This is a genomic window from Algoriphagus resistens, from assembly GCF_001442615.1.
GTDB lineage: Bacteria > Bacteroidota > Bacteroidia > Cytophagales > Cyclobacteriaceae > Algoriphagus > Algoriphagus resistens.
Window position 1 is genome coordinate 555,736 of the sequence record NZ_LMXN01000002.1, and the last position, 22,841, is coordinate 578,576.

The following is a 22,841-nucleotide window of genomic DNA, read 5'->3' on the forward strand; positions in this document are numbered from 1 at the left end:
CCTATTGTAGATATTCGTTTTATGAATACCTGCGAAAATTAGAAAATGTTTTCATATACTCCAAACAATCGATTGCGAAAGATTTTCAAAATTTTATTTCCCATACATTTTTTTAGTATAAACCCTTAGAAATCAATGAAATTATATCTTAGCGAAGATTAAAAAAAAATTGTCCAGGCTAGCAGCTTTTCATTAAGTTTGGGGGAATGAACTTTTATGACTTCTACGCAGGCATTTCAACTCGCAAAAAAAATAGAAAGCGGCTTCATCACCTATATGGAGCTTTTCAATACCTACACCCGGCTGGCTCCAAAATATTTCAGTGAAAAAGCCTGGCATGCCACTCATCTTAATAGTAAGCAGCGTCTTCGCCTCTACAAGGATCTTCTCTTCCCGCTGGCTGCTGAATGTTCGCAGATGCTGGGTGAGAAAACAACGGATTCCTCTAGCTGGAAGGACATAAAGTCAGCCTATCAATTGCTGATTGCCAACAGGCCTGACTTAGAATTAGCAGAAACATTTTTCAATTCGGTAATCAGGAAAAGCTATCCAAAATTAACCATAGATGAAGAATTGATGTTTGTCATGGAGGGCTTTGATTCATGCACTGTCAGAGAGTCTGCCGAACTTTTAAGAACCTATCCTTCATTCCTTGGCCTGGAAAAGAACATTCGCCAAATCCTCGATGACTATGATTTCGGAGCCCCTTTTATGGATAAGGAGCAAGACATCAAATTTCTGATAGCAGGTGTCAGAAAGGTGATTTTGACACGGTACAGCGTGGGGCCAGATACTAAAACCCAGATTTTAAGATCTGTATTTTATAGGAATAAAGCTGCTTACCTGATCGGAAGAACATTTTTAGGGCATAAATGGATGCCCTTCATTATTCCTGTGCTACACGGGGAAAAGGGTGTATTTGTAGACACACTGATCTTTGATCCCAATCTTATGAGTAGTATGTTCAGCTTTACCCGATCCTATTTTATGGTCGAAGCTGAAGTGCCTTCCCAAGTAGTTGGTTTTCTCAACTCGGTTATTCCCCACAAAAAAATCCATGAACTCTACAATGCCATAGGATTTAATAAACACGGAAAAACACTGTTTTACAGGGATTTCCTTCATCATCTGGATGCCAGTGATGATCGATTCGAAGTGGCAGCCGGGATTAAAGGAATGGTGATGACTGTATTCACTTTGCCATCTCTGAACATAGTTTTCAAAATGATAAAGGATCACTTTGAGCCCCCAAAAACTATGACAAGACAAGAAGTACGTGAGAAATACAAGCTCGTGTCACTGCATGACCGTGTGGGTAGAATGGCAGATACACATGAATTTGAATACTTCAAAATTCCGATTGAAAGAGTTAGTTCTGATTTGATGATAGAACTTCGTAAGACGGTCAATTCACTCTTGAAGATTACTGATTCCCATTTAATTATCAAGCACTTATATACAGAGAGAAGAATGGAACCTTTAAATTTATTCCTGGAGCACTGTAGTACAGAGGAAGGGGTGCGGGCCACGGAGGATTATGGCAGAGCAATCATCCAATTGGCACAGGCAAATATATTTCCGGGGGATATGATGACTAAAAACTTTGGTCTCACACGACAAAAGCGCGTTATTTTTTACGATTACGATGAAATAGAATTCCTGACAGATATGAACTTCCGTACCAAACCAAAAGCGGAAACCTATGAGCAGATTTATGCTGCTGAGCCTTGGTATTCTATTGCCAAAAATGACGTTTTTCCAGAAGACTTCAAGCGATGGATGATAGGCAGAAAGGACATCAAAGACCATTTTCTTGCTTACCATCGGAATCTTTTTGATCCGGCTTACTGGCAGCATATCCAAACCAGGATTTCAGCTGGTGAGCTGATCCATGCCTTCCCTTATCCCGATGAAATCCGTTTTCGTCCCGATGAAAAAATCTAAGACAGGCAACTTAGAATTTCTCTTCTACTCCAAGACCAAATAGTGCAAAATCATATTTGACAGGATCGGATGCATCAAACTCACGGAGTTTTGCAGTCAGTTCCAATGCTGTCAACCAGTCTGTTGGTTTTCTGGAAATCAGGCCCAGCTTCCTTCCTACCCTATCCACATGCAGGTCACAAGGGCAGATCAATTGAGCAGGCGAGATTTTCTTCCATAGGCCGAAGTCAACACCTCTGTCATCAGCTCGCACCATCCACCTCAAGTACATATTGATACGCTTGCACGCTGACTTTCTTCTTGGTGTAGCGATATGCTTGCGGGTACGGGGTGGAGAATCTGACAAGGAAAAGAAAAGGTCCTGAAAACTTGTCAGGATAGACTCCATTGAATTGACGCTGCCCGTTTGGCCAAGCAGGAATGCTTCTTCGAGTGAACTGTGTTCTTTGTAAAACCAACTGAGGAAGTGGATAAAATAGAGTGCATCCACATCATTGAATGTCCGGTGCCTAAAGTTCAGAAAAGGTTTCAAATCACCCTCTTGATGATTCAGCAAAAAATCATGGGGAGAATTGTCCATCATCCCTAACAGTTCCGTGCATTTCTTCAGTATAGTCTTACGCTGTCCCCATGCCAAAATCGCAGCGAAAAACCCAGAAATCTCTATGTCTTCTTTTTTGGAAAATCGATGCGGAATCGAAATAGGATCAAGTGCAATAAAGCCGGGACGGTTATACTGTTCGACTTTCTCATCTAAAAAATCCTGGAGATTATGCATCAGAGAACAACTTTAACTTCACCGCCCTGTGTACCGTCGAACCATTTGAAGCAAAGTTCATTATCTACTTTCTCGGAAACGTGCCAGTCAAAGCATTTAATGTTAGTCAGTGAGCGAAGAGAGTCTTCGTCTGGATTGTACAGACAGATATCAAAATCGGGAAGATCCTTCGATTCAGTGGTATTCCATTTTTCCAGAATAAAACCTTCATCAAGTATTCTTACCTTTTTGCCAAAAACGTAATCAGAGAGGACAGACGGCACACCGTCCTTTCTTCTAAATTTAAATCCAGATGGTCCAAAAACAATGTGTTTGATCAATTTGGCTTCCAACAATTCTCCTGAATAAGGCAAATCTTCCCACTCAGATTCTTTCAGAACAACCTTTTTCCCTTCAGGACGAAGTCTGTTCAGGAATCTGGAAAGCAAAGAAAATAAATAGGTCACACCGATAAACAGCAAACCAAAGCTTGCCAAAATCGGATAAGATAGGATAAATATCAGATTCCAGATGAATCGAAAAATATGATGGAATATGAGTTGGACTTTATTCATGGCTCGATGGCAAAATTAGCTGTGGCTTTTCAGAAACCAAAACCTGACCTTAAAACCCATGGATCAAACTATAGGTTCAAACCGAAAAAGACCGTCAGATTGACGGTCTTTTTATAGCGCTGCTAAGCTGGATAGCTATTGCTAAATCCTAAAAACTAAAATTTTATAGTAAAAACTGAACCTTAGATCCAATTCTCCTGCCTCCTTCTTCCAACTCCTTAGTACATCACTTCTACGGGAAATCTCCCATTCACAGCTTTTAGCTGATCAAATGCTGCTTGGGATAGTTTGATCACCAGCTTGCTATTATCTCCTGTTTCAGGAAGAGTTCCAACGACCCTTGCGAAAATTGTCACATCATTTTCTTCATTTTTCACGCGCATGATGGTGCCTACAGGCGCAGTTCTGTGAAGAACCAAGTATTTCTTATGCCCTCCAGTGCCTTCAATTAGTTCAGCCTGGCCTGTTTCCTTGATATTTTTGAATCCACCTGACGTATTGGTATCTGCCGGCTCGGTCATCATTTCCTCAGTACTTGACACTACTCTCGGATCACCGATCACAGGTACAGTAGACTCCTGCATATCCCCCCGACCTACTTTGAGTACCTGACCTTGGTGAAGATTATTGGAAGTCAGTGCATTCCAGGTAATCAGATCTTCCACACGGGCAGAATACTGACTCGCTATAGAAAAGAGCGTCTCACCGACTTGAACCGTGTGTGATTTCCAATCACCGGGAACCATCGGCTTGCTGGTCTTTACCACCGCCTCCGGATTTGTTTGTTTAGTAGGCAGTGCAGAGGCTTCTCTTTTTTCTTTTGGAGCCTCTTCGGTTTTCTTGACTGGTTTTTGCTTCTCTTTAGTTGAAGATTTAGATGAGGTGGTGGTAGTAACCGCAACAATCGGCTCAGGATCCTTTGTCACAGCTATAGGCACAGCAGGTTCAATTATCAAGGATTGGCCTACACTTAAGTCATTGCCCTTCAGGTTATTTTCCTTCATTACATGTTCTACTGATACGCCGTATTTTTTGGAAATTGAGAAAAGGGTTTCGCCAGGAACTACATTATGCAATACAGACCCCGCAGGAAGTTCTGCCATAGACACAAAGGGCACTTTAATCGTCTGGCCTATCTTCAATCCTTGCTTCAAAACCGGATTTGCCTCTACAATCTCACCTACTGGAGATTTATATCGACGGGAAATCCCAAATAGAGTCTCCTTAGGATCTACCTTGTGTAAAATATACGACTGATCTCCTATACGCTGAACTCCTACAGAATCCCTAGCAATAAACCCGGAAGCCATTGTCAAGGAAGAAGAAAGTAAGAAAACAAGAAGAAAGGACCAGAAAAACTGTGAGCTGTTATTCATAGGAATGTACTGAATTGGGAGTAAACGAATTAGAAATACAAGATTAATTTCCAAAGTGAAGAGGCGCAAGAATTATGCTAGAAAAGGTAAGGATAGTTCGAGATTCTGTATTGCGCGCAAAGATCGAAGAATAGTCCGGTAAATCGGAATTTCTGAGGCTAAATACTTTCATAAATTGTAAGGTTCTAAAGAAAAGAATCAGTTTTTACCCGTATTTCGTATCTTTTATCATTCGAACCTGTATACGTCCAATGAAAATCTATTTCTGCTTAATTCTAATCTTCCTGGTACTTTCTTCCCAACTGGTTCCGGCACAAACGGATACCGGGATTGACAAGAAAGTTTTCACTTTCAAAATCGACACGGATATAGACCCTGCCATGACCCGGAGGGTAAAATTGGCTCTGGAGAAAGCCGAACAAGCCGAGGTTGATCTGATAGTTATTGACATGGATACCTACGGTGGAGCTGTAAATGATGCCGATAAAATCAGGACGTTGATTCTTAATTCAGGTATTCCTGTTTATGTTTTTATTAACAAGGATGCTGCTTCGGCGGGAGCGCTTATTTCCATAGCCGCAGATAGTATCTATATGGCACCGGGTGCAAGTATCGGTGCGGCAACAGTGGTAAATGGTGCAGATGGAGCAGCTGCCCCAGACAAATACCAGTCCTATATGCGATCAATGATGAGAAGCACTGCTGAGGCCCAGGGGCGTGACCCTCGGATAGCTGAGGGGATGGTGGATGAGAAAATAGAAATTGAGGGTATTTCTGAAGCTGGCTCTGTGATTACGCTCTCTGTTTCGGAGGCAGAAAAATATGGTTTTTGTGAAGGGCAATTTGATTCTATTCAGGCGATTCTCGCTGCCCAGGGGCTTGGAACTGCCAAGGTAACAGCGTATGAACCGGATCAAATAGAACAAATAATCGCCTTTTTCCTCAACCCCGCCGTGAGCGGTTTTTTAATTTTGGTTATTATAGGTGGCTTGTATTTTGAATTGCAGACTCCCGGTGTGGGCTTCCCGATTCTCGCTTCGCTGGTAGCTGTATTACTTTATTTTATCCCATATTATCTCAGCGGACTAACAGCTAATTGGGAGATTTTAGTCTTTGCCATAGGAGTTATTCTGCTGGCTGTAGAACTGTTTGTACTACCTGGATTTGGTATATTTGGAGTACTGGGAATCATAGGGATTCTAACAGGCTTGGTTCTGGGAATGATCCCAAATCAGAATTTCAATTTTGACTTTGTGCCTGCCGCCGACCTTTTCAGCGCCTTGCTCACGGTCATATTGGCTGCGATTGTCTCCGTCGGGCTAGTCTTTTGGCTTACACCAAAAGTCAATGAATGGGGTGCATTCAAAACAATCACATTATCCTCAACCCAGCAAAGAAGCGAAGGCTATACGTCCACATTCTATGCAGATTCGCTCAAAGGCAAAACAGGAGTGGTCCATTCAAGACTAAGGCCAAGTGGAAAAATTGAAATAGACGGAGATATCTATGATGCTTATTCCAGAGGTGAATTTATTGACCAGGGGGAAAAAATCATCGTCATATCCACTGAAGGCACTTCACTGAAAGTGAAAAAATGGGAGGGTTGATAGAAATTGGTAAGTTTGCGCCATGAATTCCTCTCAGACGATATATGACCTGATCGGCGAAGAATATATCCGCTTGCTTGCTAAGCTTTTCTATCAGGAAGTTGCTAAAAATAAGCATCTCAAAAAACTATACCCCGAAGATTTGGCCCCAGCTGAAGAGCGTCTGTCTATGTTTTTACTTCAGGTATTTGGTGGCCCGGAGACTTATTCCGAACAGCGTGGCCATCCACGTCTAAGAATGCGCCATGCAAAATGGGAAATTGATGCTGACATGCGTGACCATTGGATGAACGCGATGCTCGTTGCGCTGGATCAGCTTGGCCTGGAGCCGAATATCCGTCAGGTGATGATAGGCTATTTTGTCAAAGCAGCAAATCACATGATCAACCATGGGTAATGTGTTTGCAAGGCTGTATTCAATTTATGCGGGCCTGATTTTCATTCTAAGCTTCCTACTGATCTTCCCCTTTATCTTGATCTGCATCTGGATTCCGGGTTGTAAAAAATATGGTCGCAAAATCAATCGCTACTGGGCAAGAGGCTATTTCATCAGTATTTTCCTTCCAGTAAGTATGCACAAAAGCGCAGCTATAGAGAAAGGAAAATCTTATATATATATCGCAAACCACTTCAGTTACCTGGACATTGCCATGATGGGACTTATTCCCGGTGATGTACTTTTCGTGGGGAAAGCCTCTATCCGTAAAGCGCCTCTTTTTGGCTATTATTTCAAAAAGCTGCATATCGCTGTTGACAGAGACCGGTTGAAAAGCAGGGCAGAAACGATGAAACATGCTGATCAGGCACTACAAAGCGGAAGTTCAGTGATCATTTTTCCAGAGGGGGGGATTTTCACCAGAAATCCTCCTGAGATGATTCCATTCAAAAATGGGGCATTCCGCATGGCAAAAGAAAAACAAATCCCGATTATCCCTGTCACTTTATCCTATAATCATCTAATTTTACCCGACGACGGGAAATTGCTGCTCCACTGGAAACCAGCAAAGATGGTTCTTCACAACCCGCTGCTCCCCGAAATCTACGATTCTGAAAGAGCTTTATTGGAAAAATGTTTTCAGGTGATTCAAGATCAACTCTTCGCAGACAATTCCATACTATGAAATCGAGCATGATTCAAGAGTCACACACTGGCATGATTATACAACGCGCGAGATTCCATATGGCCTTTAAAAGACAAATTATAAAAAAATGAAAATAGACGCCAATTCAATCCGAAAAATCGCTCATTTGGCCAGACTGGAATTTGATGAAAGCAGTGCCGAGAAAATGTCAAGGGACATGAGTCAAATCCTCGACTGGGTGGAGCAGTTAAATGAAATTGATACCGAAAATGTAGCTCCGCTGACTACAATGTCGTCAGAAGTGAACGATATGCGAGAGGACAAAGTCGGTCATCAGCTGGATCACGAGTCCGGACTAAAAAATGCCCCGGAAAGAGACGCTGACTATTTCCGCGTGCCGAAAGTATTGGAATAGTTCTTTTGAAAAACACATTGAAAAACTCCCTTCTATTTAAAATTATAGCCCTCCTATTTATTTTCTCAGGGGGGACTTTTGCGCTGTATTACCTGATTTTTGATCCACAGCCTTATGTCAATATACGAGCTGGGGCTTTTCTGGATACGATCGCCATCCCGTTTGACTGGATTCAAATAGGGCCTATTTCCTTCCCCATAAATGTAGATAACTACCTTATTTTTCAGGAGTTTAAAGCCCTTGCGCCGGAAATCCATAGAAGCGAATCACTTCTTTATGCCGTTATCATCTGGCTTGGAGTCGTTTCTGTTCTGACTTTACTTACCGAATTTAAAAAAGTGTTCTTCATTGTTGGAAGTGTAGTCTGGATCGTGCTGCTCACATTTAGTAATTTAAACGGATTAAACATAGGAGGCCCGAGTTCCAATTACGCCCTGATCATCATTTTGGCTGGGACACTGATTCCTTTGATCTATTTTTATCTTTGGGGCCAAGCAATTCCGCCGATGATCAGATGGCTGTTTTTCTTTACAGTTACGTTCTCAGCTTTAGCACTACTTATCACACTGAGCCCAATCCCCAGTCCTGAAATGTATCTGGCCGAGCATACATTGACCATTGGCTTTGGGCTTGCACTCGCCTGGGTATTCTGGAACGGGCACGGAATGCTTTCGGGAATTTACATTTTACTCGCTAGAGCCAATCGAAATCTTAACCTGAATATCACTGTTCAAATTTTACTTATAGCCCTTATCTACTTGGGGTCTCTTTTTTTTATTCTTCTAGACTTACAGGGGGAGTTAAACATCCCGTTTCCGGTATTCTCTCCCCTATTCCTACTTTTGCCCCTTGGTTTTTTTGGATGGATTTCAATTGCAGAAAAAGTAAATCAAAGCGATCAGCTGGTTTCAACCCCAACAGTCATCAAAGCCCTTCATTTAGTTGGTTGGGGATTGGGACTATGGCTCGTATGGAAACTCAAACTATCGGGAAACCAACCTGCAGAGGAGTTTTTCAAACATCTCCTTGTCTATTCCCAACTTGGTTTTTCCTTATTTTTCATTGTTTATCTATTGGCCAACTTCATGTCCCTCATGAACTCAGGCAAGGCTATCGAAAAAATCCTGTTCAAGCCATATTCTATTGCCTATTATCACATTAGATTGGGTGGGTTAATTATAATTCTAGTTATCACAACTTATACCGGAGGAATTGTCGGTGTTCAGGCCAACGCCATGACCAGCAACATCCTGGCGGACTATTACTACCAAACCGACAAGAAGCTAGAGGCAAGTATTTTATATGAAAATGCGTGGATGCGCTATCGGAAAAATCCCAAAGCCAAATTTCTTACAGCTCAACTATTACTGGATCTCAAGCAGCCTACTCTGGCAAAACAGCATTTGGAAGAAAGCTTTGCCGAAGCACCACAGGTGGATAATATCTTATTGTTAAGCGATAGGCTACATCAGGAAAACAACGTTTTCGAAGCCATCTATTACCTGGAAAGCGGGCTGTCACAGTTTCCAAATGAACCTCACCTGATCAATAATCTGAGTTTACTCTATACGAAGGTCAACAGGTCTGAGGAAGGACTGAAATTGATCAATGCTACAGGAAATGCCAGTAATACCGTCTTGGCCTCCAATCTTATTGCCTTAAAAACAAAACTTGGTCAACCGGACCCCAATCCAAACCTAACATCTGGTTTGATTAGGCAACTCAATGAATTAGCAACATCAAATGCCCTGGCAAATATACCATCAGCCGAATTGGTCCAATCGATTAAGGAGAAATTGCAGTCTGAAAACTCGCCGATGCTTATCAATGCAGGATGGAGAAACCTGATGTCTGAGATCAATAGAAATGATCCAAGTGAGGATTTAAAATTTTTGGATAGCTTGGGACAAAAACCTGAAATGACAACCTACCTAATGTCACTTCAGGAAACTGCCGTAATTCGAAGTCTAGCTGCGGGAAGGGTTTCGGAAGCTGTGAAGAACCTCAATGGCCTAGCATTTAGAAACCCGAAAGATGCAGGATATTACCTTCATCTTTCGGGTAATATTTTGGCCCAAAATCTGGATTTTCGTAAAGCTGCAAAAGAATTTATAGCAGCTGAAGAAAAAGGATTCCAAGGATTTGACACACATCACTGGAGTATTTTTGGACTGGCAGGAATGCCTGATAAAGCTGTGGAAATCCGTGAAAAATACGGGGTAGCTCTACCTGATTACATCTATGGTGAAGACAGTACTGTTTCGGCTTATTTGAAAATCATAGGTCAATTTCACCAATTAAGCCCCCAAAACACGCTGTCCCAATGGCGGGCACTTCCCGACAGTGAGTTGAAAACGGACATAGCAATTCGCCTGATCGCCTACAAGGCACATGGGCTAACCAAAGCAGATTTACAAGAGTTAGAAAAATTAATTTCTTATAAAATAGGGCCGCACGAAAAGCTTAACACCTTTGTAACCAATCCTGACCTTAAGAATAAAAAATCAGTAAATGCTTTCATTTCCTGGATTAAAGCAAGTGATGAACTGACAGCTAATCCATACCTTAGTCCACTGATTATTAGTGAATTAGAACTAAAAACTGATCCATTAGATCAATATAAAATTTTAAATACTGCTACCGAATTCAACAGTGACCCCATACTTTGGATCAAAAAAATAAAGGCTGCAAGGCAAACAGGTCTTGATAATTATGCAGACGAATCTTTGGAACTTTTAAAAAATTGGATTAGCCAGGAAGAGATTGAAAGGCTTCAGGACTTGAACTATTGATTCCTATTAACGTTTTTTGTGTAGGCAGAATTATATTTCCCAGCCCAATTCGGTAACTTTAACAAATCCCCAACCATGACGAAAATTATAGAGACTCACCAGATCAACAAGACATACAAAATGGGCGTTGAAATTATTCAAGCGCTTAAGTCTATATCCATTTCAGTAGATAAAGGGGAATACGTGGCTTTCATGGGGCCTTCCGGTTCGGGTAAATCCACCTTGATGAATATCATTGGCTGTCTAGACACACCTACTTCCGGTACATATATTCTGAACAACAAGGATGTATCGGACATGACTGAAAATGAATTGGCCGAAATCAGAAACAAGGAAATCGGCTTTGTGTTTCAGACCTTTAATCTATTACCTCGGGCCAGTTGTTTGGAAAATGTAGCACTTCCTTTGGTTTATGCAGGCATGAGCAAATCGGACAGAGAAGAGATTGCTTTTCAGGCATTGACAAATGTGGGACTTGGAGACAGGACCAAGCACCGTCCAAATGAACTTTCCGGAGGTCAGCGCCAGCGTGTTGCCATTGCCAGAGCCTTGGTAAATACGCCAAGTATCATTCTAGCCGATGAGCCTACAGGTAACCTGGACTCAAAGACCTCTTATGATATCATGGAGCTTTTTCACGAATTGCACGCAAAAGGAAACACGATCATCATGGTAACCCACGAAGATGACATCGCCCATTACGCACATAGAATAGTAAGATTGCGGGATGGATTGGTGGAAACGGACACAATTAATCCGAATCCTACACGTGGAATAGCAATGCATGTCTAATCACACCTTATAATTTCAAATAGATTCTTATTTTTGTCCTAAGAGAATCAAGGGCAAAGAGATGAAAATCTATACCAAAACCGGTGACGAGGGCCAAACCTCACTTCTAGGAGGCACGCGAGTTCCTAAATTTGATGTACGGATCGATGCATACGGCACTGTAGACGAGCTTAATTCGTATATTGGAATGTTACGGGATCAGGAGGTGAACTGGATGAGAACAGAAATCCTCAAAGAAATCCAAGATAGGCTTTTCACTATCGGAGCAGATTTAGCCACCGATCCTGCCAAGCAAAATGTAAAAAAACCTGATTTGCTGGAATCTGACATCAAAATGCTAGAAAAGCAAATCGATGAAATGGAAAAGCCCCTTGTCCCTCTTACATCTTTCATACTTCCTGGTGGACATCCATCCGTCTCTTTTGGTCATCTGGCCAGGACAGTTTGCAGAAGATGTGAAAGAATTGTGACCGAACTGGCAGCTATGGAAGTAGTATCCGAATTAGTCATCCAATACTTAAACAGGCTTTCAGATTACCTTTTTGTTCTGAGCAGAAAAATGGCCCAAGAACTTAATGTAGATGAAGTAACCTGGAATCCCAGAAAATAATAATTAGCTACCTTGGCTCAGCCAGATTAAAGGCAAAACAAATGAAGACACAACTTGCCCTACCGATAACTAAAGTTCAGAACTCTAGATTAGCGGAAACAGATTTTTCCAACCTGGTTTTTGGACGTACCATCAGTGACCACATGTTTGTGGCAGATTACAGAGATGGTGAATGGAGGGATCTCAGGATTGAGCCATATGGACCTCTTAGCCTGAACCCGGCCAATGCGACGCTTCATTATGGGCAGTCTATTTTTGAAGGCATGAAAGCTTACAGAAATGAAGCGGGGAAAATATTGGTTTTTCGTGCTGATGCAAATTGGAACAGACTTAATGAATCGGCAGAGAGAATGTGTATGCCGGATCTTCCCGAAGAGATTTTCATGGAGGGTCTTAGTCAGCTGATAGATCTGGACAGAGACTGGGTGCCTACAGCAAAGGGTGCATCTCTGTATGTAAGACCATTTATGTTTGCAACAGACGATTACATCGGCGTAAAGCCTTCTGACACGTATAAATTCATCATTCTTACCTGCCCGGTAGGTAATTACTACAATAAACCTGTCAGTGTAAAAGTAGAAACTACGTTTACGCGAGCCACTGAAGGTGGAACTGGTGCAGCCAAAACCGCTGGGAATTATGCCGCTTCGCTTTACCCTGCGCGTCAAGCTCAAAAGGCTGGTTATGACCAACTTCTATGGACTGATGGAAGGAGCCATAGTAAAATTGAGGAGAGCGGGACTATGAATGTCATGTTCAAAATCAATGGGAAATTAATCACTGCCCCAACCGATACTGGAACCATTCTCAAAGGGATTACCAGGGATTCTGTGATACAACTGGCCAAAGATTGGAATGAACCGTTAGAAGAAAGGTTTTTGACCGTGTCAGAACTGGAGACAGCCCTGATAGATGGTACGCTGGAGGAAGCCTTTGGTACCGGTACTGCTGCCACTATCGCTCATATACAGCGAATTAATGTAAACGGCAAAGACTTCATACTTCCTGCGAAATCAAAGGATGCATTTTCATACCGAGTGCTGGCAGAACTAGATGGAATAAAATATGGTCAAGTATCCGATCCACACGGATGGATTATTTCGATCTAAAAAACACCTACCTGAATTAAAAAAAGGCTGTCTACAATGTAGACAGCCTTTTTTTAGTCTGCATGCACATGGGTGCGCACGCTTAGAATTTTTAGTTTTTTCAATCCTCCGGGCATAACCCATTCTATCTCCATTCCTTCCTGAAACCCTATAAGAGCAACTCCTAAAGGAGAAAGTATAGAAAGTTTCTTTTTCTCCAGATCCGCATTCTTTGGTAAAGTCAACTGAAAGTTCAACAGTTTTCCCGACGCTACATCCTGTACCTCGAAATACGAATTAATACGGATTACTTGAGGTTCAATTTTGGTATCAGGTATTTTTTTGGCTAGTTCTATCTCTTTTGCAAGCATAGAGATCTCCTTGGTAATCAAGTGAGAAGGCGTGTTGACAATCAATTCCTTAATCGTGTTATAGTCTGTTTTTGTGAGTATTGGCTTCATGGTTTTTAGAAATAAATAAATGATCCCGAGCAACTAATGTCCGGGTAATGAGGATAAGAAATCTGGGAAAATTGCCCTGCTTACGTAATACTGGAAATCACCGAGGGCTGTAGAATAAAGGCTTTATTCTTTTGGCAAAGCGCACAACTATCCGGTCTTTCTGCGGGGACTGCAGGAAAAATGAATTGAAGGATATGTGACAGCGTTTGAAACAATTTTATGGAAATTGCCTGTGATTACTATGGAATAAATTCACTACCTACCGAGGTGTTGAAATTGGTTTTACGAATCTGGCCCACTAGGGTTTAGATTTAAGAAACATAAAAACTTTCCAGGTTATAGCCGTAAGTAGCGTTAAAAATCATATAATCTTTAAAGATTTAACAAGTGTAAGAGAGAAAACTTTCAAATTTGTTTTTATTTAGGGTAATGAAAAACCTAGTAGTCATTTTTCTGCTTTTCATAGCATCGCTGCCCTCCTTTGCCCAAGGGACAGATTTTATTATTCTTAAAAGAGGGACAAAGCAAAAGTCCCAGATCCGCTATTACCCTGGTGAGGAAATAACCTATAAAAGCACAAAAATAGATTATTTCGTAACGGATGTTATCCAGAGTATAGATCAAAATTACATTTACCTCAGGGAAAACATTCTGTCTCCCGAGAGTATAACCGAGATCGATATTCGGAATAAGGACCGCAGAAACAGCACACTAAGAGCTTTGAATGTGCTGACACTGAGTGCAGGTATTATACTATTGGGCGCGGAGTCCATCAACAGTATCTACCACAGCAATGAATTCTCCATAGACAGTGGTGTAGGGCTGGCTTCAGGGATTTTGCTGGGAGCTGGGGTTGCCATGCTGCCCATACGATACAAAACATTCAAGAATTCAGGACGGAATAAAATCCAGCTTATACAAATGAGAATGGATTAATGGACGATTACTGGTATAAGCAGATATTTTTTCGGACTTTTGCAGCCTAAATTTTAACCTAGACAGATGACTTCAGAACAACTGAAAGACTTGAAAGCCCGCACATCGGCTTTGAGGAGGTATCTTTGACTACGATCGTAAGATTGCCGAAATAGAAGACTTAGAGGCCGTATCGGCCCAACCCGACTTTTGGAATGATCCAGTAGAAGCGGAAAAAAGCATGAAGCAGATCCAGGCCCGGAAAGCCTGGACCAGTGCATTTGAACACCTTAATAAGGTAATCGAGGATCTCGATGTTTTGTTTGAGTTCTACAGCGCAGATGAGGTTTCTGAAGAAGAAATCAAAGCTGAGTACATTAAGGCTGAGGCTGAGGTACAGGAGCTGGAACTCAAAAAGATGCTCTCTTCGGAAGAGGATCAGCTGAATGCTGTATTGGAAATCAATCCCGGAGCCGGAGGGACAGAAAGCAATGACTGGGCCTCCATCCTCATGCGGATGTATATCATGTGGGGGGAGAAAAACGGATACAAAGTGAGGGAAGTCGATATGCAACCTGGAGAGGTTGCCGGTATCAAATCCTGTACACTGGAATTTGAAGGACCCCTTGCCTATGGATTTTTGAAATCTGAAACGGGTGTTCACCGCTTAGTGCGTATATCTCCTTTTGATTCAGGTGGAAGAAGGCACACTTCTTTTGCTTCGGTCTATGCCTATCCGGAAGTGGATGATTCGATCGAGATTGAAATCAATCCGGCTGATGTTGAACTGCATACTTCCAGATCAGGCGGTGCCGGTGGACAGAACGTAAACAAAGTGGAAACTAAAGTTCAGCTGACCCACAAGCCGACGGGAATCGTGGTGGTTTGTCAGATCGAACGCTCTCAGCTAGCGAACCGGGAAAAGGCAATGCAAATGCTGAAATCGCGTTTGTTTCAGATGGAACTGGAAAAGAGAAATGCAGAAATCGCAAAGATCGAATCTTCCAAGATGCGTGTGGATTTTGGTTCGCAGATCCGAAACTATGTACTCCACCCTTACAAGCTGGTGAAAGATAACCGGACCGGATATGAAACCTCTGACACCCAACATGTCTTAGACGGAGGATTAAATGAGTTTATGAAAGCCTTTCTTTTAGCGCAAAGCGAAGAGCAGGCAAACAAAGACTAATACAGAAGGCTGGGAATAATCCCGGCCTTTTTCCATTACAGATTTTTATGAAGAAAAGCACTCCATTTTTCACTGTAGATTTCAGCCTGCTTTGTTTGAGCTCCTTTTTGTTTTTCTCTTCTTTCAACATGATTATACCTGAGCTGCCAGCCTACCTGACATCGTTGGGCGGGGAGGATTACAAAGGATTTATTATAGCCCTATTTACCCTTTCAGCAGGATTTTCAAGACCATTTAGTGGAAAATTGGCTGATACAATCGGGAGAATTCCGGTGATGATAATCGGTGCGAGCGTTTGCTTTGTCGCCGGAATGCTTTATCCCCTCCTCAGTTTCGTAGGGGGATTTTTGTTTCTACGGTTCGCACATGGATTCTCGACTGGCTTTACTCCCACCGGCGCTTCGGCCTATGTCGCCGATAGTATTCCCTATCAAAGGCGTGGGGAGGCCATGGGCCTATTTTCGCTGTTTGGCTCTATGGGAATGGCAGCCGGTCCAGCTATCGGTGGATGGCTGGCAACATTATTTTCAATAGAAACAGTATTTTACGTATCCGCTTTTACAGCTATATTTTCAATTCTAATACTGTTAAAGTTAAAAGAGACTTTACCTACTAAAGAACAGATTTCCTGGAAAATGCTTCGCCTCAAAAAGGATGAAATAATAGAAAAAAGAGTGCTTATACCTTCGGGAGTTCTTTTTCTATGTTGCTTTTCATTTGGCGTTGTGCTTACCATAATCCCTGATTTCTCCACTTATCTGGGCATTAGGAATAAAGGACTATTCTTTGGGGTGTTTACACTTTCCTCATTAGGAATCAGGCTTTTGGCCGGAAAAACTTCTGATCGATACGGAAGGATTCCGGTAATGCGGACTGCCAGTGCTACCCTAGTCTTTGCCATGGCTTTAATTGCCTTTTCAGAAACTAAGTCTGCTTTATTGGGATCTGGTATACTGTTTGGCTGCGCAGTCGGAATGTATAGTCCTACTACAGCTGCCTGGGTGGTAGACCTTTCCCTGGATCAGTTCAGAGGACGTGCTTTAGCAACCATGTATATTGCACTGGAAGCGGGTATAGGCATAGGTGCGCTTGTCTCAGGATTTCTTTTTGCAAATAATCCGGAAAACTTCAGGTTGGTATTTCTTACCAGTGCAAGTATTGCAGGACTGGCTTTTCTTTTTCTTATTTTTATGAAAAAGGATAGACAGATTCCTGCCCAGGTTTAATATTTCAGGTAATTATTGAGGCGGGGAATCGGAAAAATCTCCTTTTGTCTACCATTGAAATAGGTAACTCTTTCTCCGTCAAATAAAGCCCCCTCTTCCAGCATAATTCGCACATCCTTATTCCACTCTGGTACAAATACTACAGCATTTAATTCAATGGCGTAACCTGTATTTGCATGAAGGGGGAAGTCCCCGGCCCCCGGAGTATCTTCCTGATTATCCCACATCCCTATCGTAGGGCCGGCTGAATGCCCATAGAAACCAAGTGGGTGGGTATAGATACTTCCTTGGATTTCTTCAGCGTCCAGCATTTTGCGGGATTCCCGAAGAATCTCATTCCCTGTCTTGCCAGCCACGAAATTGGAAGTCAGAATATCCTGAACTCTATTTCCTTGCTTAAATGCTTCCCTTAAATATGCAGGAACTTCAGTTTCACCTGGTTTGAGGACGTAAGCCATCTCTTGAGTATCGGTATTCAGTCTCAAATAGGTGATGCCAAAATCCACATGAAGCAAATCCCCAGGCATAATCACCGAATCAGGTGGGTTGGAAGCAAAGTTTCTATTTTGCCTAGTATTTATAGGATCGGCCCGCTGAATATCCACAGAAGGGTGAAACCAAGTATCTAATTTCAATTCTTTTATTTTCTCCCTATACCACCAGACCACATCATCGGTAGTAGTCACTCCGGGTGTAATCACCGCCTCTGAAAGACCTTCCGAAATAATGGAATGCGCGATTTCCTGGATATGCCTGTAGGTGGCCAGTTCAGGCGCTGTTCTAGTTTCCAGCCAGCGAACGGCAAGGGTCTGAGCTGAAACGACATTGGAGTGAAGATCCCGCGGTAAATATTCCAGGAAAATCTTATGCTCATTTGCAGTCAAGCCATCTGCATGCCCGTAGTCTTTGGCGTAATTGAGTCCTATTTTCTTTGGATTTTTGGCTGAGATAAGTTCCATTAACGCTTCCCATTGATCAGGTTTATTTATTGGATTCCAATATCTTATGAATGACCTACCCACGTCATACCTCGCAATAGCATAGGTTTCCACAGGTGCATTTGGAGCAGGCTGATACATCACCAGGATCGTCCTTCTCCTGGCTGCCATCCAGGTAGCCGGCAGCATAGTCCGTATCACAGGATCCTCATTATATTCTCTTGAAATCACCACCCACATATCAATCCCCGACTCAGTCATTAAATCCGGAAGCAGGTTCTGTATTCGATAGTCAAGCCAGCTATCGATTACTTCCGCCTGCTGCCGCTGGGTCAAAACAGCCATCTGTTGTCCAAATCCCAGCTTTGAAATTAGAATTATACAGCAGCATGTGAACTGTAGTTTTTTAAACATATCAGAAGAGATTAATTCAGAATATAAAACAAAAAGCAGAAAAAGGAAGTTGCATCAGGATTGCCGCCGCCTATATACTGACAGCTGGTTTATCGGCAACAATCATCCTGTTACTGAGCTTGTGAAATCTATAAAACAATACCACAGCAGTTATACTTAAGCCTATCAGCAAACCATACCATATCCCCTTTTCAGCCATATCCAACTGAAAAGCAAGAAAGTACCCAAGGGGAAGTCCAATTACCCAATAAGCTACCAGCGTGATCAGAGTAGGAAACCTCACATCTTCCAGCCCTCTGAGCACACCCAGCCCAGCAACCTGAATGCCATCCGATAACTGAAACATCCCTGCAATAATCAGCAAAGTAGCGGACAATGCCACAACTTCCCCATTATCTATATAAAGTGTCGGTAAATAGGATCTCAACACTATAAATATCAAACCTGTAATGGACATAAAGATCAGTGTCATTCCAAACACCACCATTCCTGCTTCACGCATCGCTTTGAAATTACCTCTGCCGATTTGGTTACTAACCCGAATCATCCCAGCTGTACTTAGGCCCGAAACCATCATATAGCTAACTGAGGCCAGGTTGATTGCAATCTGATGTGCGGCAAGGGCATTTACCCCTATCCAACCCATCATTATTGCGGCAGCACTGAAAGCACTTACTTCAAAAATGTATTGAAAGCCGGTTGGCACACCTATTTTTAATATCCTGTTCAACAATAAAAACCTCAGTTTACCTATCCCCAATTTCAGGTCAAAGACCCGGTATCTGGCAGATCTCATCACGTAAAGCCCCATCATGACAGGCATCATTACCCGTGAAACCAAGGTAGCCAATCCTGCGCCGTTCAGGCCCATTGCCGGGACACCCAGATTTCCATAGATCAGTACCCAGTTGAGAAATACGTTGACCAGGTTGCAGATAATGGTGACGTACATTGCCTGTTTGGTTTGCGAAATCCCTTCAGCGAGTTGCTTAAAAGACTGGAAAATCATAAAGGGCAAAAGAGAAGAAGTGATAATAAAAAGGTAGGGAATGGTAAGCTCTACTACCTCCTCTGGCTGATTGAGGAAATGTAACCCTTGGGACAGACCTACTATCACCACAGTCAACAGTACTGCTGTAGCAATATTGATCCACAAACCATGCTGAAAAAGATGGCCAATCCTTTTGAATTTGCCTTTGCCTTCTGCCACAGACACCAATGGGGTGATTCCCATGGAAATCCCCATACCAAACATCAGTATCACGAAAAATATGCTGTTTCCCAAAGACGCAGCAGCTAAGGGCACTGCTCCCAGGCGGCCAACCATCATGCTATCCGCTACGCCAACCAATACTTGCCCTAACTGGCTTAACACTACAGGAAAAGCCAGATTGAAGGTTATTTTAAAATGATCTTTGATCGTCATACTATAAGTTTAAAATCCTTGCAGCTTTAAGAATTCCCGCAATACTGATTCCGTCAGTGATTTCTCCATCCAGGACCATTTCCAGGACTCTGGTGAATGGCAATTTCATTATTTTCAATACTTCAGTTTCCTCAAATTCAGTTGCCCCCTGTGTAAGGTCTTCGGCCAGGTACACATATCCCACTTCGTCAGTCACTGAATTTGAGGTGTGGATTTTCATAATTTCTGTCCACTTCCCAGCACTCAATCCGGTTTCTTCCTTCAGCTCACGCTTTGCGCTATCCAGTTTATCTTCGTCCAACGGTCCCCCACCCATGGGGATCTCCCATGCATACTCGTCTACAGTATAGCGAAACTGCCCGATAAGCCAGGTATTGCCATCCTGGTCGATGGGGATTATACCCATCGCCCTATTCTTAAAGTGCACTTTGCCATACACTCCTGGGTTGCCCGCCGGATTTATAATATCATGATGCTCAACTTTAATCCAGGGATTTTCATAAACCGGATTAATTCGTTTGGTAGTCCAGGGATTTTTTTCCATTTCCTCAAAAAAAAAGGGTGACTTTCGCCACCCTGTTATACTAATTAAAGCTTATTAAGCCGGGATTGGCATTACTTTAGAATCTTTAAAAGTAGAAAGAATCACCATGGATTGCATGGAATCTACTTCTTTGATTTCAGATACTTTCTCTAGCATCAAATTCTGATAGGAGGTAATATCTTTTGCGATAATTTTCAGGATAAAATCACCTGTCCCTGTAATATGATGGCATTCAATCACTTCAGGAATTATATTGATTTCGCGCATAAATGCATCAATATTTCCTTTGTTATGACCGATTAAGCTTACCAAAACAAAGGTGCTGACGCCCAAGCCGATCTTCTCCGGATCAAGCTTTGCATGATAACTCTTTATGATTCCAGATTGCTCCAATTTCTTCACTCTCTCCAGCGTTGGAGCAGGAGAAAGCCCTATATCTTTTGACAATTGAGCATTTGTTATTTTGGCATTAGCCTGAAGGATTTCCAGAATCTTCCTGTCGATTTTATCGAATTTTATTCTTAAGCTATGATCCATGATCTCTTGCATTTACAAAATTTTATATGGTGCAAAGTTAATATAATTGATGATTGTTTTAAACCATTCATCAGAATTTTGAAGAGGAAATTCGAAATTTTCTTAATATTTCGAGGCCATTATACAAACAATCCTTCCAAAATCCCTTGCCTCCTCGATGAAATTCAAATTATCTCCTGTTATCAAAAGATGCAACGTCACTTTTTAAATTAAAGTTTATTCTTTTTGATAAATTCCCGGGCTTCTTGATGAGCGGGGTGTTTTCGTTTGGCGTACTTCTTCACATCTTTGAAGTACTTTTTAGCTAACGTCTTGTTTTTTTCTTCAGTTGCTATCTTACCCAATTGCAGCAAAGAATGTAGGTAATACCCGCTTTCCTGTGACTCAGATTCCTCCCCATAGGATAGCGTCTTCAGGTAAAATTTTTTGGCTTCCGTCCTATCCCCCATGCGCTCATTAAACTGTGCTATATAAAATGCTGCATAGCGCCCGCTATTCGATTCATAACCAGGCATTCCCGAATCAATGCGATCTAATATTTCTTTGGACTGCTGCACCGATTCGGGCCACCTTCCAACAGCATAGAGATGCCGTGCATAGGATCTATGGAAATAGGGATTATTGGGAAATTTACTATGTAAATACTCTGAAATCTGAAGCGCCTTATAGGGCTCCTTCTCTTCGGATGCGTAAAGCCTGAACAAGAAATACTGTGCTTCTACACGAGTATAAAACGCATTATTTGCCACCTCCTCCAGTTGCTGAAGACCCAGCTCCTTATTCCCTTTTGGGAAAAGTGCCATAACAGGTCTTAGGAGAGGGTAATTCTCAGGAATCCATTCAGAGAAATAATTAAAAAGGGCATCTCCCAAAAGCAGCTCCGGATTAAATTCCTCCTCTCCCCTGCTCAGATCCATGTATTTCAGTGCATTTCTTCCTGCAAATGCAGCCTTGGTCCAGCTCTTCCTTTCGGAATATAACCGCGATTGAAACCCGTATCCAGCTGCCAGAAAGAATGCTGCTTCCTTGTTGGTCTCATCTTCCTCAAACATCACTTCAGCTTTTTCGATAGCCCTGTCTAAATACTTAACAAAAATAGCATCGTACTTTTCATTGGTCACATCCACTTCTATCCTCCACCAATAGCCGAGCGCCACCAGAAACTCAGGTAAAGGATGTTCGGGATATTGTAGGGCCAGCACAGCATAGTCATGCTCGGCAGTGGGAAAATCAAAGTTATACATGCTGTTGATCGCCTTAGTGATCCTAAACTGAAGGCTCTTGTCAAGCAACAGATACCTGGAAGGTGAATAGATCATAGAATCAGTTTCTGCAACCTGCGCCTGGGAAACGCCAGCCCCGGCCAACCAAATACTTAAAATTACAGCAACTCGTGCTAACATATATTTCTTTCCATTTAGACTTCAAAATTAGCTGTATTCCCAAACAAAATTTTAGATTTGGGCAAGATTCATCTTAAAAATGGCTAAAACTTTAACTACAGAAGGACAACGACTCAAAGAGCTGATAGATTTCGACAAACGGATTTATTTTTTTGTTTTAGTTTTCCTGTTTTTGCTTATCAGATTCCTCACCAATACGCTGATCATTGAAGCTATCCCGGATTACACCAATTTGGAAGCTCGGGGTGATTTCATGATTTTTCACATTTTCAATGCTTTAAATTACCTCTGGACCCCCTTCGCCTTACTTTGGAAATTCACCGTTATCTCTTTTCTTTTTTGGCTGGGAGCCTTCTTGATGGGTTACAAGGTACCCTATAAAGAACTGTGGCAATTTGCTCTTGTTGCTGAGGTAGTCTTTATTTTCCCGGAGCTGATACGGCTTTTGGTCTATATTTCTCCCCAATCCGGAGTGACCTATACTGAAATCGATGAATTCAGGGCACTTTCCATGCTTTCTTTATTAGGTACGGAAAATATAGCCCCACAGTATCATTACGCGTTGGCCACTGTTAATGTGTTCGAGATCATCTACGGAATCGTGTGGCTTTATGGATTCCACATGATCAGCCGGAGGCCATTTGGAGAATGTTCAATTGTTGTTTTCGTAAGCTACTACATTCCACTGGCAATTTGGCTTACATGGTATATAATGGTATACAGAGCCTAATAACTACTAGGTATATCGGT

22 protein-coding genes are annotated in these 22,841 nt (G+C 42.2%); 13 read left to right on the forward strand and 9 right to left on the reverse strand.

The window, feature by feature from the left end; genetic code table 11:
* Positions 1-216 precede the first annotated feature (216 nt).
* Positions 217-1,944: a bifunctional isocitrate dehydrogenase kinase/phosphatase gene (gene aceK, locus AS141_RS05610; protein ID WP_057936638.1), complete on the forward strand. Its 1,728-nt coding sequence runs from the start codon at positions 217-219 to the stop codon at positions 1,942-1,944.
* A gap of 10 nt (positions 1,945-1,954) precedes the next feature.
* On the opposite strand, the gene AS141_RS05615 is transcribed toward aceK, so the two are convergent.
* The 3 genes from AS141_RS05615 to AS141_RS05625 all read right to left on the reverse strand — a co-directional run bounded on the left by AS141_RS05615 (position 1,955) and on the right by AS141_RS05625 (position 4,652).
* Entirely contained in the window at positions 1,955-2,722 is a 768-nt protein-coding gene (locus tag AS141_RS05615) for a TIGR02757 family protein (protein WP_057936639.1), read from the reverse strand.
* Positions 2,722-3,276, reverse strand: a complete 555-nt coding sequence (locus AS141_RS05620; protein WP_057936640.1) for a hypothetical protein — start codon at positions 3,274-3,276, stop codon at positions 2,722-2,724. The genes AS141_RS05615 and AS141_RS05620 overlap by 1 nt, the downstream gene beginning before the upstream one ends.
* Before the next feature lie 218 nt (positions 3,277-3,494).
* Positions 3,495-4,652 carry a DPBB and LysM peptidoglycan-binding domain-containing protein gene (locus AS141_RS05625; protein WP_057936641.1) on the reverse strand — a complete coding sequence of 386 codons (1,158 nt, stop codon included), beginning with the start codon at positions 4,650-4,652 and terminating at the stop codon, positions 3,495-3,497.
* Between the two features lie 251 nt (positions 4,653-4,903).
* Here AS141_RS05625 and AS141_RS05630 point away from each other — a divergent pair, with 251 nt between their 5' ends.
* The 8 genes from AS141_RS05630 (at position 4,904) to AS141_RS05665 (ending at position 13,059) form a co-directional block, all read left to right on the forward strand.
* Positions 4,904-6,259, forward strand: a complete 1,356-nt coding sequence (locus AS141_RS05630; protein WP_057936642.1) for an NfeD family protein — start codon at positions 4,904-4,906, stop codon at positions 6,257-6,259.
* A gap of 22 nt (positions 6,260-6,281) precedes the next feature.
* Positions 6,282-6,656 (forward strand): globin domain-containing protein, encoded by a 375-nt coding sequence (locus AS141_RS05635; protein ID WP_057936643.1) that lies wholly within the window; start codon positions 6,282-6,284, stop codon positions 6,654-6,656.
* Positions 6,649-7,380: a lysophospholipid acyltransferase family protein gene (locus tag AS141_RS05640; protein ID WP_057936644.1), complete on the forward strand. Its 732-nt coding sequence runs from the start codon at positions 6,649-6,651 to the stop codon at positions 7,378-7,380. The genes AS141_RS05635 and AS141_RS05640 overlap by 8 nt, the downstream gene beginning before the upstream one ends.
* An 88-nt stretch (positions 7,381-7,468) precedes the next feature.
* A complete protein-coding gene (gatC, locus tag AS141_RS05645) occupies positions 7,469-7,756 on the forward strand; it encodes an Asp-tRNA(Asn)/Glu-tRNA(Gln) amidotransferase subunit GatC (protein WP_057936645.1) in 288 nt (95 codons plus the stop codon).
* A gap of 17 nt (positions 7,757-7,773) precedes the next feature.
* Positions 7,774-10,548 (forward strand): tetratricopeptide repeat protein, encoded by a 2,775-nt coding sequence (locus AS141_RS05650; protein WP_157243394.1) that lies wholly within the window; start codon positions 7,774-7,776, stop codon positions 10,546-10,548.
* 75 nt (positions 10,549-10,623) lie between these two features.
* Positions 10,624-11,340, forward strand: a complete 717-nt coding sequence (locus AS141_RS05655; protein WP_057936647.1) for an ABC transporter ATP-binding protein — start codon at positions 10,624-10,626, stop codon at positions 11,338-11,340.
* Between the two features lie 61 nt (positions 11,341-11,401).
* Entirely contained in the window at positions 11,402-11,950 is a 549-nt protein-coding gene (locus AS141_RS05660; RefSeq protein ID WP_057936648.1) for a cob(I)yrinic acid a,c-diamide adenosyltransferase, read from the forward strand.
* 41 nt (positions 11,951-11,991) lie between these two features.
* Positions 11,992-13,059 carry a branched-chain amino acid aminotransferase gene (locus tag AS141_RS05665; RefSeq protein WP_057936649.1) on the forward strand — a complete coding sequence of 356 codons (1,068 nt, stop codon included), beginning with the start codon at positions 11,992-11,994 and terminating at the stop codon, positions 13,057-13,059.
* Between the two features lie 53 nt (positions 13,060-13,112).
* Here the strand turns inward: AS141_RS05665 and AS141_RS05670 are convergent, their stop codons facing one another.
* Positions 13,113-13,499: a GreA/GreB family elongation factor gene (locus AS141_RS05670; RefSeq protein WP_057936773.1), complete on the reverse strand. Its 387-nt coding sequence runs from the start codon at positions 13,497-13,499 to the stop codon at positions 13,113-13,115.
* A 429-nt stretch (positions 13,500-13,928) separates the two neighbouring features.
* Between AS141_RS05670 and AS141_RS05675 the strand changes: the two genes are divergently transcribed.
* The 3 genes from AS141_RS05675 (at position 13,929) to AS141_RS05685 (ending at position 16,829) form a co-directional block, all read left to right on the forward strand.
* On the forward strand, positions 13,929-14,435 hold the full coding sequence (locus AS141_RS05675) for a hypothetical protein (protein ID WP_057936650.1): 507 nt from the start codon (positions 13,929-13,931) through the stop codon (positions 14,433-14,435).
* A gap of 66 nt (positions 14,436-14,501) precedes the next feature.
* Positions 14,502-15,603 (forward strand): peptide chain release factor 2 gene (gene prfB / locus AS141_RS05680; RefSeq protein ID WP_157243395.1). Its coding sequence is split into 2 segments (ribosomal slippage): positions 14,502-14,561 and positions 14,563-15,603, totalling 1,101 coding nucleotides; the frame shifts between segments, so codons are not numbered across the junction.
* Between the two features lie 47 nt (positions 15,604-15,650).
* Complete coding sequence (locus tag AS141_RS05685; protein ID WP_057936652.1) at positions 15,651-16,829, forward strand: MFS transporter; 1,179 nt, start codon at positions 15,651-15,653, stop codon at positions 16,827-16,829.
* Here AS141_RS05685 and AS141_RS05690 read toward each other — a convergent pair.
* The 5 genes from AS141_RS05690 to AS141_RS05710 all read right to left on the reverse strand — a co-directional run bounded on the left by AS141_RS05690 (position 16,826) and on the right by AS141_RS05710 (position 22,091).
* Positions 16,826-18,181 (reverse strand): M24 family metallopeptidase, encoded by a 1,356-nt coding sequence (locus AS141_RS05690; RefSeq protein WP_082632190.1) that lies wholly within the window; start codon positions 18,179-18,181, stop codon positions 16,826-16,828. The genes AS141_RS05685 and AS141_RS05690 overlap by 4 nt on opposite strands.
* 70 nt (positions 18,182-18,251) lie before the next feature.
* Positions 18,252-19,607 carry an MATE family efflux transporter gene (locus tag AS141_RS05695; RefSeq protein WP_057936653.1) on the reverse strand — a complete coding sequence of 452 codons (1,356 nt, stop codon included), beginning with the start codon at positions 19,605-19,607 and terminating at the stop codon, positions 18,252-18,254.
* A 1-nt stretch (position 19,608) separates the two neighbouring features.
* A complete protein-coding gene (locus AS141_RS05700; RefSeq protein WP_057936654.1) occupies positions 19,609-20,151 on the reverse strand; it encodes an NUDIX domain-containing protein in 543 nt (180 codons plus the stop codon).
* 54 nt (positions 20,152-20,205) lie between these two features.
* On the reverse strand, positions 20,206-20,688 hold the full coding sequence (locus AS141_RS05705; protein WP_057936775.1) for an Lrp/AsnC family transcriptional regulator: 483 nt from the start codon (positions 20,686-20,688) through the stop codon (positions 20,206-20,208).
* A gap of 209 nt (positions 20,689-20,897) precedes the next feature.
* Positions 20,898-22,091 (reverse strand): hypothetical protein, encoded by a 1,194-nt coding sequence (locus AS141_RS05710; protein WP_057936655.1) that lies wholly within the window; start codon positions 22,089-22,091, stop codon positions 20,898-20,900.
* Between the two features lie 79 nt (positions 22,092-22,170).
* Between AS141_RS05710 and AS141_RS05715 the strand changes: the two genes are divergently transcribed.
* Positions 22,171-22,821 (forward strand): hypothetical protein, encoded by a 651-nt coding sequence (locus tag AS141_RS05715; protein WP_057936656.1) that lies wholly within the window; start codon positions 22,171-22,173, stop codon positions 22,819-22,821.
* Positions 22,822-22,841 lie beyond the last annotated feature (20 nt).

Excerpts from the sequence above, each read along its gene's own strand:
- aceK (WP_057936638.1), top strand. The coding sequence starts at position 217 with ATGACTTCTACGCAGGCATTTCAACTCGCAAAAAAAATAGAAAGCGGC.
- AS141_RS05615 (WP_057936639.1), bottom strand. The coding sequence starts at position 2,722 with ATGCATAATCTCCAGGATTTTTTAGATGAGAAAGTCGAACAGTATAAC.
- AS141_RS05620 (WP_057936640.1), bottom strand. The coding sequence starts at position 3,276 with ATGAATAAAGTCCAACTCATATTCCATCATATTTTTCGATTCATCTGG.
- AS141_RS05625 (WP_057936641.1), bottom strand. The coding sequence starts at position 4,652 with ATGAATAACAGCTCACAGTTTTTCTGGTCCTTTCTTCTTGTTTTCTTA.
- AS141_RS05630 (WP_057936642.1), top strand. The coding sequence starts at position 4,904 with ATGAAAATCTATTTCTGCTTAATTCTAATCTTCCTGGTACTTTCTTCC.
- AS141_RS05635 (WP_057936643.1), top strand. The coding sequence starts at position 6,282 with ATGAATTCCTCTCAGACGATATATGACCTGATCGGCGAAGAATATATC.
- AS141_RS05640 (WP_057936644.1), top strand. The coding sequence starts at position 6,649 with ATGGGTAATGTGTTTGCAAGGCTGTATTCAATTTATGCGGGCCTGATT.
- gatC (WP_057936645.1), top strand. The coding sequence starts at position 7,469 with ATGAAAATAGACGCCAATTCAATCCGAAAAATCGCTCATTTGGCCAGA.
- AS141_RS05655 (WP_057936647.1), top strand. The coding sequence starts at position 10,624 with ATGACGAAAATTATAGAGACTCACCAGATCAACAAGACATACAAAATG.
- AS141_RS05660 (WP_057936648.1), top strand. The coding sequence starts at position 11,402 with ATGAAAATCTATACCAAAACCGGTGACGAGGGCCAAACCTCACTTCTA.
- AS141_RS05665 (WP_057936649.1), top strand. The coding sequence starts at position 11,992 with ATGAAGACACAACTTGCCCTACCGATAACTAAAGTTCAGAACTCTAGA.
- AS141_RS05670 (WP_057936773.1), bottom strand. The coding sequence starts at position 13,499 with ATGAAGCCAATACTCACAAAAACAGACTATAACACGATTAAGGAATTG.
- AS141_RS05675 (WP_057936650.1), top strand. The coding sequence starts at position 13,929 with ATGAAAAACCTAGTAGTCATTTTTCTGCTTTTCATAGCATCGCTGCCC.
- AS141_RS05685 (WP_057936652.1), top strand. The coding sequence starts at position 15,651 with ATGAAGAAAAGCACTCCATTTTTCACTGTAGATTTCAGCCTGCTTTGT.
- AS141_RS05690 (WP_082632190.1), bottom strand. The coding sequence starts at position 18,181 with ATGTTTAAAAAACTACAGTTCACATGCTGCTGTATAATTCTAATTTCA.
- AS141_RS05695 (WP_057936653.1), bottom strand. The coding sequence starts at position 19,607 with ATGACGATCAAAGATCATTTTAAAATAACCTTCAATCTGGCTTTTCCT.
- AS141_RS05700 (WP_057936654.1), bottom strand. The coding sequence starts at position 20,151 with ATGGAAAAAAATCCCTGGACTACCAAACGAATTAATCCGGTTTATGAA.
- AS141_RS05705 (WP_057936775.1), bottom strand. The coding sequence starts at position 20,688 with ATGGATCATAGCTTAAGAATAAAATTCGATAAAATCGACAGGAAGATT.
- AS141_RS05710 (WP_057936655.1), bottom strand. The coding sequence starts at position 22,091 with ATGTTAGCACGAGTTGCTGTAATTTTAAGTATTTGGTTGGCCGGGGCT.
- AS141_RS05715 (WP_057936656.1), top strand. The coding sequence starts at position 22,171 with ATGGCTAAAACTTTAACTACAGAAGGACAACGACTCAAAGAGCTGATA.